This is a genomic window from Microbacterium sp. ZW T2_14 (assembly GCF_044987405.1).
Taxonomy (GTDB): domain Bacteria; phylum Actinomycetota; class Actinomycetes; order Actinomycetales; family Microbacteriaceae; genus Microbacterium.
Genome location: NZ_JBJDRK010000022.1, coordinates 53956 through 63532, shown reverse-complemented (window position 1 = coordinate 63532; position 9577 = coordinate 53956). Strand labels below are relative to the sequence as shown.

Annotated in this window: 11 protein-coding genes; 5 read left to right on the top strand and 6 right to left on the bottom strand. The window is 71.0% G+C overall.

Going from position 1 to position 9577, the window contains the following annotated elements:
- Positions 1 to 244: 244 nt before the first annotated feature.
- Positions 245 to 1519, top strand: a complete 1275-nt coding sequence (eis, locus tag ACI3KY_RS09465) for an enhanced intracellular survival protein Eis (protein ID WP_404929921.1) — start codon at positions 245 to 247, stop codon at positions 1517 to 1519.
- Between the two features lie 95 nt (positions 1520 to 1614).
- Here the strand turns inward: eis and rplI are convergent, their stop codons facing one another.
- The 5 genes from rplI to ACI3KY_RS09440 all read right to left on the bottom strand — a co-directional run bounded on the left by rplI (position 1615) and on the right by ACI3KY_RS09440 (position 4796).
- Complete coding sequence (rplI, locus tag ACI3KY_RS09460) at positions 1615 to 2067, bottom strand: 50S ribosomal protein L9 (RefSeq protein ID WP_404929920.1); 453 nt, start codon at positions 2065 to 2067, stop codon at positions 1615 to 1617.
- A gap of 10 nt (positions 2068 to 2077) precedes the next feature.
- The gene (gene rpsR, locus ACI3KY_RS09455; RefSeq protein WP_045301896.1) at positions 2078 to 2332 is read right to left on the bottom strand and encodes a 30S ribosomal protein S18; all 255 of its coding nucleotides are present in this window, start codon (positions 2330 to 2332) and stop codon (positions 2078 to 2080) included.
- A 72-nt stretch (positions 2333 to 2404) separates the two neighbouring features.
- Positions 2405 to 2935 (bottom strand): single-stranded DNA-binding protein, encoded by a 531-nt coding sequence (locus ACI3KY_RS09450; RefSeq protein ID WP_194412233.1) that lies wholly within the window; start codon positions 2933 to 2935, stop codon positions 2405 to 2407.
- A gap of 5 nt (positions 2936 to 2940) precedes the next feature.
- Positions 2941 to 3309, bottom strand: a complete 369-nt coding sequence (gene rpsF, locus ACI3KY_RS09445; RefSeq protein ID WP_163616223.1) for a 30S ribosomal protein S6 — start codon at positions 3307 to 3309, stop codon at positions 2941 to 2943.
- Positions 3310 to 3494: 185 nt separating this feature from the next.
- Positions 3495 to 4796 carry a glycosyltransferase gene (locus tag ACI3KY_RS09440; RefSeq protein WP_404929919.1) on the bottom strand — a complete coding sequence of 434 codons (1302 nt, stop codon included), beginning with the start codon at positions 4794 to 4796 and terminating at the stop codon, positions 3495 to 3497.
- A gap of 64 nt (positions 4797 to 4860) precedes the next feature.
- Here ACI3KY_RS09440 and ACI3KY_RS09435 point away from each other — a divergent pair, with 64 nt between their 5' ends.
- Positions 4861 to 5514 (top strand): TetR/AcrR family transcriptional regulator, encoded by a 654-nt coding sequence (locus ACI3KY_RS09435; protein WP_404929918.1) that lies wholly within the window; start codon positions 4861 to 4863, stop codon positions 5512 to 5514.
- A gap of 136 nt (positions 5515 to 5650) precedes the next feature.
- Here the strand turns inward: ACI3KY_RS09435 and ACI3KY_RS09430 are convergent, their stop codons facing one another.
- Positions 5651 to 6850 carry an acyl-CoA dehydrogenase family protein gene (locus tag ACI3KY_RS09430; RefSeq protein WP_404929917.1) on the bottom strand — a complete coding sequence of 400 codons (1200 nt, stop codon included), beginning with the start codon at positions 6848 to 6850 and terminating at the stop codon, positions 5651 to 5653.
- A gap of 30 nt (positions 6851 to 6880) precedes the next feature.
- Between ACI3KY_RS09430 and ACI3KY_RS09425 the strand changes: the two genes are divergently transcribed.
- The 3 genes from ACI3KY_RS09425 (at position 6881) to ACI3KY_RS09415 (ending at position 9416) form a co-directional block, all read left to right on the top strand.
- Positions 6881 to 7915 carry a hypothetical protein gene (locus tag ACI3KY_RS09425; protein ID WP_404929916.1) on the top strand — a complete coding sequence of 345 codons (1035 nt, stop codon included), beginning with the start codon at positions 6881 to 6883 and terminating at the stop codon, positions 7913 to 7915.
- Between the two features lie 173 nt (positions 7916 to 8088).
- Positions 8089 to 8736, top strand: coding sequence for an SGNH/GDSL hydrolase family protein (locus tag ACI3KY_RS09420; RefSeq protein ID WP_404929915.1), 648 nt, complete (start codon positions 8089 to 8091; stop codon positions 8734 to 8736).
- Positions 8733 to 9416: a GntR family transcriptional regulator gene (locus ACI3KY_RS09415; protein WP_404929914.1), complete on the top strand. Its 684-nt coding sequence runs from the start codon at positions 8733 to 8735 to the stop codon at positions 9414 to 9416. The genes ACI3KY_RS09420 and ACI3KY_RS09415 overlap by 4 nt, the downstream gene beginning before the upstream one ends.
- The last annotated feature ends 161 nt before the right edge of the window (positions 9417 to 9577 follow it).

The following is a 9577-nucleotide window of genomic DNA, read 5'->3' as shown; positions in this document are numbered from 1 at the left end:
CCCCACAACCGCCCCCGATCGCGATAGCCGGCTCTTGCCTGGAACGGCCTCGCGATCGGGGGTGCACGACCCATCTCCGCCCGCCGCGTCCGGCCATGCCTGGATCCGGTGCGACGGGCGGAGGGGGCAGGCGGATGCCGCGACCCGGGGGGCTCGCGGCATCCGCTTCCTGCTGTCTCCGCGGGGCCACCCGGCCGCCGCCCGCCGGATTGCGCCGGCATCGGTGGCTCGCCAGAGTAGGGGGATGCCCGTTCCCGAGTCCTACCGCCTCACTCCCGTCGGCCACGACCGCCTCGAGGACGTCGTGCGTCTCGACGTCTGGGCGTTTCCGACCGAACGCTCGGTCGAGGCGCTGCGCGACCTGCCGAGCCCCCTCAGCTGGGACCGCACCTACGGCGTGGCGCCGGTCGGCGAGGACGAGCTGCTCGCCGGGTTCCACGGCGCCTACCCGCTGCGGGCCTATCCCGTTCCCGGTGCGGAGGTGTCGTGCGGCTGGCTGACGTGGGTCGGCGTCCATCCGGGTCACCGCCGCCGGGGCATCCTGCGCGGCATGATCGAGCACCACTTCGCCGACTGCCTCGCGCACGGTGAGGCGATCTCGGGCTTGATGGCGGCCGAGACGCCCATCTACGGCCGCTTCGGCTACGGCATGGCTTCCACGCAGGTGAGCCTGACGATCCCGCGCGGTGCCGCGCTCCGACCGGTGCCCGGCACGGCGGGTCTCGAGGTCGCGCTGGAGGAGTGGGATGCCGCGGCCCACGGCGACCTGGTCGCCGCACTGCACCGCGACTACGCGCGGCTCCCCGACGGCCTGGGCCGCCCGGGCTGGGCGACGCGCGAGACGCCGGAGCAGCGCAGGGCGCGCGACGCCGACCCCGCCGCACTCCGCGGCGGCAAGGAGTCGCTGCGGCTGCTGCTCGTCCGCGACGAGACCGACACCGTGCTCGCCTACGCGACCTTCCGCCGCACGATGTCGTGGGAGCGCGCGGGCGCCGAAGGCACCGTCCACGTGCGCGAGGCCGTCGCGCTGACGGCCGCCGCCGCACACCGCATGTGGTCGGTGCTGCTCGACCTCGACCTGACGACCCGTGTTCAGGTCCCGAACCTGCCCGTCGACGACCCGATCGTCACGCTGCTCGTCGACCTCCGGGGCGCCGCACCCGACTACCAGGACAACTCGTGGCTGCGCATCGTCGACCTGCCCGCCGCCCTCGCGCAGCGCCGGTACGCGGGCGACGTCGACGTCGTGCTCGAGGTGACGGACGCGATGCTGCCTGCCAACGCCGGGCGCTGGCGCGTCCGCGCGACGGCGTGGGGACACGCGGAGGTGTTGCGCACCGACGACGACGCCGACCTGGCGCTCGACATCCGCGAGCTCGGCGCCGCGCATCTCGGCGCGGTCTCACTGAGCTCGCTCGCGCAGGCCGGGCTCATCGACGTGCGCACACCCGCGGCACTGCCTGCGGCGTCCGCTGCCTGGTCGTGGCCGGTCGCCGCCGGCGCGAACTGGGTCTTCTGACACGGAAACGACGGATGCCGCGGGCGCGGTGCTCATGAAGAGCACCGGCCCGCGGCATCCTGGTTCGACAGGCTCACCAACCGGTGAGCGCCGTATTACTTGGCGGCGACCACCTGAAGGGTGATCACGGCGGTGAGGTCGTCACGCAGGCGGATCGTCGCCTCGTGCTCGCCCACCGACTTGATCGGGGAGGTGATGTGGATCTTGCGCTTGTCCAGGTCGCCGAGGCCGGCGGCCTTCACCGCGTTCGCGACGTCGACCGTCTTGACCGCGCCGAACAGGCGACCCTCGGCGCCGGCCTTGACCGGCAGCTTGACCTTGTTGGTCTCGAGGGCGTTCTTGAGCGCCACGGCCTCTTCGTGGTCGTGGATCGCGCGGGACTCGCGGGCGGCGCGGATCGACGCCACCTGCTTCTCGCCACCGCGGGTCCAGGCCACAGCGAAGCCCTGGGGGATGAGGTAGTTGCGGGCGAACCCGTTCTTGACCTCGACAACGTCTCCGGCGCTTCCGAGCCCGGCGACCTCATTCGTGAGAATCAGCTTTGCCATTGGGTGCTCCTTAGCGGCCAGCGCCGGCGTAAGGCAGGAGCGCCATTTCGCGCGCGTTCTTGATCGCCTTGGCGATCAGACGCTGCTCCTGCACCGAGACACCGGTGATACGACGGGCGCGGATCTTGCCACGCTCCGAGATGAACTTGCGAAGAGTCGCGACGTCCTTGTAGTCGATGAGACCGACACGGATCGCCTTCGCGGGGGCCGCGTTCTTCGCGCCCTTCCGCGGCTTCCGGCGATCGCCGGTTGCCTTTCCAGCCATGGTGGTTCCTTACGTTTCCTTGATCGGATGCCTCGTGCCGAGGCATCCGGAATCTGCTTCTGAGATCGACCCTTAGAAGGGGGTGTCGTCGCCGTAGGCGCCGGGAGCCGCCCAGGCGTCGCCGCCTGCAGCGCCGCCGGTCGAGCCGGGCGTCGACCACGGCTCATCGGCGACCTGAGCCGGGCGAGCCTGACCTCCACCGCCACCGCCGCCGAAGCTGCCGCCGCCGCTCGAGCCGCCCGCAGCGCGGGTGACCTGTGCGGTCGCGTAACGCAGCGACGGGCCGATCTCGTCGACCTCGAGCTCGATCGCGGTGCGGTTGTTGCCCTCGCGGTCCTGGTAGCTGCGCTGCTTGAGGCGGCCGGTCGCGATGACCCGCATGCCCTTCGTCAGCGAGCCGGCCACGTGCTCGGCGAACTCGCGCCACACGCTCGCGCGGAGGAACAGCGCTTCGCCGTCCTTCCACTCGTTCGCCTGGCGGTCGAAGTTGCGCGGCGTCGACGCGATCGTGAAGTTCGCGACGGGGAGGCCGTTCTGCGTGTACCGCAGTTCGGGATCAGCCGTGAGGTTTCCCACGACGGTGATGATCGTCTCGCCGGCCATCAGCCTTATGCCTTCGCAGCCTTGGCGGACTTGCGAGCGGCGCGCTCGTCGGCACGCTGCTTCTCGGAGGCGATCATCGCGATGGCCTCTTCGGCACGCAGCACCTTGGTGCGCATGATCTGCTCATTGAGGTTGAGCTGACGGTCGAGCTCCTGCGTGGTCGCGGCGGTCGCCGTGAAGTTGACGACGGCGTAGATGCCCTCGTTCTTCTTCTGGATCTCGTACGCGAGACGGCGCTTGCCCCAGATGTCGATGTTCTCGATGGTGCCGCCGTCGGTCGTGATGACCTTCAGGAACTTGTCGAGGTTGGCGCCGACCTGGCGCTCGTCGATCTCGGGGTTCAGGATGACCATGAGTTCGTACTGGTGCGTCACTAACCCACCTCCTTCGGACTAGAACGGCTGCCGGGCATTTCCCGACAGCAGGAGGGTGTGTGTGCACGTCATCCGCACGGCACGCAGGTGCGCGCTCATACGGACAACCCTCCTATGGTACCGGATGCCGCCACCGCCGCCGAATCGGGCTGCGAGTCGCCCGCCGGCCGCTTGGCCGGGTGAGCTCACTGCGCCGCGTCGAGCCGACCGGACACCACCTCCGCGAGCGCCGAGTCGAGCCCCTCGAGGCCGTCGACCCTGGCGAACTCGGCCGACAGCTCGTGTGCCCGCGTTCGGAAGGAGCTCTCCGCACGCACGCGTTCGACGGCTCGAGCCACCTGAGCCGCGGTCGGCTGGTTCGTCTTGAGATTGATCCCCGCACCCGACCACCCGACGCGCGCGCACACCTCCACCTTGTCTTCGGTCTGCCCGGCGACCACGAGGGGGACGCCCTGGCCCAGCGCCTGCTGCACGCCGCCGTACCCGCCGTTGGTGACGACGACGTCGGTGAGGGGCAGCAGCCGGTCGTACGGCAGGTACTCCGCGACACGCACGTTGGCGGGCAGGTCCGCGGGCAGTGCGGTGCGCGGTCGGCCCCCGGTCGAGACGACGACGAGAGCGTCGGATGCCGCGAGCCCTTCGATCGTCGGCAGCACCAGCTGGCCGAAGTCGGCGTTCGCGACCGTTCCCTGCGTCACGTGCACGACCGGTCGCGACCCGTCGAGATCGCTCCACCAGTCGGGGAGCGCGACCGTGGTGGGCGGCGCCGGAAGCACCCCGGCGAAGCGCACGTTGGCGCGGAGGTCGGATCGCGGGTATTCGAATCCGGGCACGGTGAACTGCACGAGCGCATCGGCGTGAGCGGTCCAGTCGAGCACGAAGCCGCCCAGCGGCGCGCCGACCTCACGCCGGCACAGCTCGTCGGCCTCGCGCTGCACGGCGCCGAAGATGCCTTGCTCCGCGATCACGGTCAGCATCGCGTTCCGGAGGCGGCCGAGCGCACCCGGACGCGGCGTGACGCCCAAGCCGAACGGCGCGGTGTCGCGGCTCTTGGAGCCCAGCGGGAAGATGCCCAGGGCGACGACGGGAGGCCGGTCTTCGCGCGGCAGCCGGGACAGCAGCGCCGCGCCGAGGAACAGCGGCTCCGTCAGCACGGCGTCGATGCGTCCGGCCGCCAGCTCTCTGCGGACGACGGCCAGCTGCGCGGCGGCCGGACGGATGAAGAGGTGGGTGATGTCGAAGCGGATGGCGGCCGGTCCCGTCAATCCGCGGCGCTCGGGGAACGCGCCATCCGCATCGTCGAGGTCGATGTCGGCTTCCGCGGGCAGGGGCACGAACCGCGCCCCCGCAGCGTGCACCGCATCCGCGTAGCGAGGGCTGGTGAGGAAGTCGACGCGGTCTCCGCGCGCGACGAGATGCCGCGTGATCTGCAGGAGGGGCATGACGTGGCCATGGGCGGGCGTGCAGGTGATGAGGTAGCGGGACATGTGCGCGACTTTCGCTGGATTCGGATGTACTGTGGGAGTATTCACCACCCTGAGAGGCAAGTCAATGACTGCTGATACATCCGGCTCCGACGGCCGCTCGCGGTCGTATCGATCCGAATTGCGTTCCCGGCAGGCGCAGCAGACCCGGAGACGGATCGTCGAGGCCTCCGCCCGGCTCTTCGCGACCCGGGGCTACCAGGCGACGACTCTCGCAGCCATCGCTCGCGAGGCGGGGGTCTCGACCGAGACGGTGAAGACCGCTGCCCCCAAGGCCGAGCTGCTCCTCGCCGCATTCGAGGTGGTGTTCTCGGGCACGGTGGATGCCGAGTCGCTCACCGACACCGAGGTCGGATCGGGTGTGATGTCCTCGCCCGACGCGTCGTTCCTCGATGCCGTGCTCGATCAGATCGCTGTCGCCAACGCCCGTGGCCACGCCCTGTGGACGGTGCTTCTCGGGGCTGCGGCATCCGATCCCGTGGTGGAGTCCGCGCTGCAGGGGATGCTCAGCCGCCGCGCCGCCGACTATCGCCGGCTGGTCGACGAGCTCGTCGGTCGCGGGTACGTCGATGTCATCGGCGATCCGCAGGCCGTCGCTGCCGCCCTGTCATTCCTGCTCTCGCCGGAGGGATATCAGCAGCTCGTGACGCAGTCGGGTTGGAGTCCCGAGCGGTACAGGGCGTGGCTGCGGGAGGCCGTCCACGCCGAGCTGGACCGCTGAGCAGCACGAGGCCGCCGCCGGACCCGGCCTCGTTGCCGTCGAGACGGGGGATTCGCGGCGAGACCGGGGGTGTCGCCCCATGTCTCGCGCGAAATCCCCTGGTTCGGCGAAGCAGAGCCCGGACGCGGCCGCCGGATCAGCGGAAGGCGTCGAGGCCGGTGAGGTGCTGGCCGAGGATGAGGGTGTGCACCTCGTCGGTGCCCTCGTAGGTGCGCACCGACTCGAGGTTCGCGGCGTGCCGGATCGGGGAGTTCTCGAGCAGCACCCCGTCGCCGCCGAGGATGGACCGGGCCTCACGGGCGATCGCGATGGCCTCGCGCACGTTGTTGAGCTTGCCCAGCGAGATCATCACGGGCGTCAGGGTGCCGGCATCCTTCGCGCGTCCGATGTGCAGCGCGAGCAGCGCGCCCTTCTGCAGCTCGACCGCCATGTCGACGAGCTTGCGCTGCGTCAGCTGGAACCCGGCGATCGGACGCCCGAACTGCTCGCGCCGCAGGGCGTGGCGCAGCGCCGCCTCGTAGCTGTCGCGGGCCGCGCCGAGCGCGCCCCACACGATCCCGTACCGCGCCTCGTTGAGCGCCGAGAACGGCCCGCGCAGCCCGCGGGCACCGGGAAGCAGAGCGGATGCCGGCTGCCGCACGCCGTCGAACCGCAGTTCGGTCTGCACCGACGCGCGCATCGACCCCTTCGGCTCGAGCACGGTGATGTCGAGCCCCGATGTGTCGGTGGGCACCAGGAATCCGCGGACGCCCTCGTCTGTCTGCGCCCAGACGACGACGACCTGCGCGAGCGAGGCGAGGCCGATCCAGCGCTTCGCACCCTCGATGACCCAGTCCGACCCGTCGCGGCGTGCGTACGTCTTCATGCTCGACGGATCGGATCCGGCCGTCGGCTCGGTGAGCGCGAAGCTGCCGATCGCCTCGCCCGCCGCGAGGCGCGGCAGCCACTCCTGCTTCTGCTCCTCGCTGCCCCAGCGGTGGATCGAGCCCATCGCGAGCGATCCCTGCACCGAGACGAACGTGCGGATGCCGGAGTCGCCGGCCTCGAGCTCGAGCGCTGCCAGGCCGTATTCGACGGCGCTACGGCCGGGGCATCCGTAGCCGTCGAGAGTCATGCCGAGCACGCCCAGGCGACCGAGCGCGGGTGCGAGTTCGGCGGGGAAGTGGCCGCGGTCGAACCAGTCGGCGATGTGGGGCCTGATCTCGTCGTCGACGAAGGCGCGCACGTGGTCGCGGACGGCCAGCTCGTCGGCGCTGAGGAGGGCATCGATGGCCAGGACGTCGGATGCCGCGCGCAGGGCTTCGAGATCGTCGGGGTTCGTACGGGCCTCGGTCATGGCACCGATTCTGCCCGGTAGCGTGTGCGCATGGAGTGGACCGGCGACACTGCCGCGGGCGACTGGCTGCACGCCGGCATCGACGTGCCGTGGCGCGGCACGATGCACGACGTGGTGCCGCGCGGCTTCGCGGCGTACGCGCGGGTCTTCCACCTCGTGACGCGTGAGCGGCCGGTCGGGCGATCCTGGCCGGCCGAGCCCTCCGGGTGGAGTCTCGCCGAGTGGCAGGCGGCCGCCAGTGGCGAACTCGCCGTCGACGCGGAACGCGCCCGCTGGGCCGACACGGCGACGGCGTTCGGGACGATCATGCACGCCGGCGCCCAGTGGCATCGGCTGGTGCGCGGCGACCGTGAGGCGCGCGAGTCCGATCCGGTCGACGCCGACGGCTGGCGCTATTCGGAACCACGGGAAGGATGTCTCGACCCGGTCTCGGTCGCCGCCCTGGCGACGGTCGCGGCCGAGCACACCGCCACTCCCGACGACGCCTTCGTCGCGGTGTGGGAAGGCTGGGGCGGGCTCGTCGGATCCATGGGCACCTCGTCGGCGTCGACCGCCCTCTGGTACCGCTCCTCCTTCGAGGACGGCGGCGTCGCCGCCGAAGCCGGATCCGGAGCGGCCATGCGCGAGGCGGCGGAGCAGGCCGCCCTCGCGGAGCACCATCAGAGGATGCTCGGCCAGAGCATCGGCGACCCCTTCAACAACGTCTTCCGCAAGCCCACCTGGCAGCCGGGTCTGCTCTCGGACGAGATCTCGCGCGGCGAGCGCCTGACGCTTCCGAACCGCGGGCACGTGCTCTTCCGCGCCCGGCTCGATGAGCTGACGACACCGGAATGGGCGGCCCGCGTGCCGTGGGCCGAGCGCGCGCCGGAGTGGACGGCGTCGCCGAGCTGGATCTGGCCCGCCGACCACGCGTTCGCCATCGCGACCGAAGTGGACTGGGACTCGACGATCGTCGCGGGCACGAGCGAGTTCGTGCGCGCCGTGTGCACGCACCCCGAGCTGGAGGCGCTGCCGATCCGCGAGGACACGATGCTGACGTGGGACGCGGACGATATCAACCGGTGACGGGCCGCCCCCTCGGGGTCATTGCCGTGCACGTCGGCCCTCGCCAGGGCGCTCGCGAGACGATATGTTCACGGCAGCCGCGGTGTTCCGCCGAGGTCCGCAGGCCGCGGGGCCGCTTGCAAGCGATTATCGATTAGGCTGGCGGAACACGCTCCAACGATGGGACCGAACGGATGCCTCGCACGACCACTCTCGTCTTCGCCGGCGATTCGATCACGGACGCCGGACGCGACCGCGAAGACGCGACGTCGCTGGGTGACGGCTACGTCGCGCTGATCGCCCAGGCCGTCGCCGACAGCGACGCCGGCATGACCGTCGTCAACCAGGGGATCGGAGGCGACCGCGCGGTGGACCTCGCCGCACGCTGGCACGATGTGCTCGCCACGGAGCCCGACGTGCTCACCGTCTACGTCGGTGTCAATGACATGTGGCGTCGCTTCGACAGCGACGACCCCACATCCGCGGCGGATTTCGAGGCCACCGTCGAGGGGCTGCTGCAGGTCGCGCGCGATGCCGGCGTCGAGCGCCTCGTCCTCATCGAGCCCTTCTTCGTGCCGGTGCGGGACGACCAGGTGGCCTGGCTCGACGACCTGAACGGCAAGCGCGACGCGGTGCGGCGGCTCGCGGAGCGCTTCGGCGCGACGCTGGTCGAGTTGCACGACGCCGTCACGTCGGCGGCGGCACAGAACGGCGCGTCGGCGATCGCGCCCGACGGCGTACACCCGACCCCGCAGGGGTCCGCGATCATCGCCGATGCCTGGCTCCGAGCCCACGCGTCGCTGATGCCGGTCGGCGCGGAGACCGCGGGGGTGTCGCCATGACCGATGCGCTCAGCTCGGTCACCGAGCTCAAGCGCGGTCTGCTCTCGGACCAGATCTACGAGCTCGTCAAGACGATGATCAAGGAGGGCTCGCTCGTGCCCGGCGAGCAGCTGGTCGAATCACAGCTCGCACGCCGGCTGCAGGTGAGCCAGGCACCGGTGCGCGACGCGCTCAAGCAGCTCGCCCACGAGGGCCTGGTGACCCACGTGCGCCATCAGGGCAACTTCGTCTCGAGCTACTCCGACGAGGAGGTCGCGCAGGCCAAGGTCGCCCGCGCCGAGCTCGAATCGATCGCGGGCCGGCTGACCTGCGGCGCCCTCGATGCCGACGCCCACGGACGCCTCGAGCAGCTCATCGCCGACATGCACGCCGCAGCCGAGGTCAAGGACCTCGGCACCTTCCGCGAGCTCGACTTCGCCTTCCACCGCGGCGTCATCGAGGCGAGCGGCAACGTCTACCTCCCGCGCATGTGGGACATCATCGAGCCCAGCTTGCGCGCACTCCACGTGCTCGGCGACCCGTCGTTCCCGGGCGACTGGCACACTGTCGCGGAGTGGCACCGCAGCCTGCTGGTGGCGCTCGACGCGGGCGATCCCGACAGTGCCGCGCGACTGTTCTACGCGCACGCCGCGGGCACCTTGATGCCCGAGACCGACGAGACCGACGACGCCGACGCGTAGCCGGGCTCGGTCACCTGCGGTTCGTCTGCTGTCCCCCCACCCGCTGGCGCGTCGCGGAGTGCTCTCCGTCGCTCCGCGCCTGTCCCGCCCGCGGCATCCGATCGCTCATGATCGGGGCCGGTGACCAGGCTGGCGCGACGATTGCGAACACTGCGCTGTCG

What these genes read in the sequence shown, in the direction of transcription:
- eis (WP_404929921.1), top strand. Translation starts at nt 245, where the DNA reads ATGCCCGTTCCCGAGTCCTACCGCCTCACTCCCGTCGGCCACGACCGC.
- rplI (WP_404929920.1), bottom strand. Translation starts at nt 2,067, where the DNA reads ATGGCAAAGCTGATTCTCACGAATGAGGTCGCCGGGCTCGGAAGCGCC.
- rpsR (WP_045301896.1), bottom strand. Translation starts at nt 2,332, where the DNA reads ATGGCTGGAAAGGCAACCGGCGATCGCCGGAAGCCGCGGAAGGGCGCG.
- ACI3KY_RS09450 (WP_194412233.1), bottom strand. Translation starts at nt 2,935, where the DNA reads ATGGCCGGCGAGACGATCATCACCGTCGTGGGAAACCTCACGGCTGAT.
- ACI3KY_RS09440 (WP_404929919.1), bottom strand. Translation starts at nt 4,796, where the DNA reads ATGTCCCGCTACCTCATCACCTGCACGCCCGCCCATGGCCACGTCATG.
- ACI3KY_RS09435 (WP_404929918.1), top strand. Translation starts at nt 4,861, where the DNA reads ATGACTGCTGATACATCCGGCTCCGACGGCCGCTCGCGGTCGTATCGA.
- ACI3KY_RS09430 (WP_404929917.1), bottom strand. Translation starts at nt 6,850, where the DNA reads ATGACCGAGGCCCGTACGAACCCCGACGATCTCGAAGCCCTGCGCGCG.
- ACI3KY_RS09425 (WP_404929916.1), top strand. Translation starts at nt 6,881, where the DNA reads ATGGAGTGGACCGGCGACACTGCCGCGGGCGACTGGCTGCACGCCGGC.
- ACI3KY_RS09420 (WP_404929915.1), top strand. Translation starts at nt 8,089, where the DNA reads ATGCCTCGCACGACCACTCTCGTCTTCGCCGGCGATTCGATCACGGAC.
- ACI3KY_RS09415 (WP_404929914.1), top strand. Translation starts at nt 8,733, where the DNA reads ATGACCGATGCGCTCAGCTCGGTCACCGAGCTCAAGCGCGGTCTGCTC.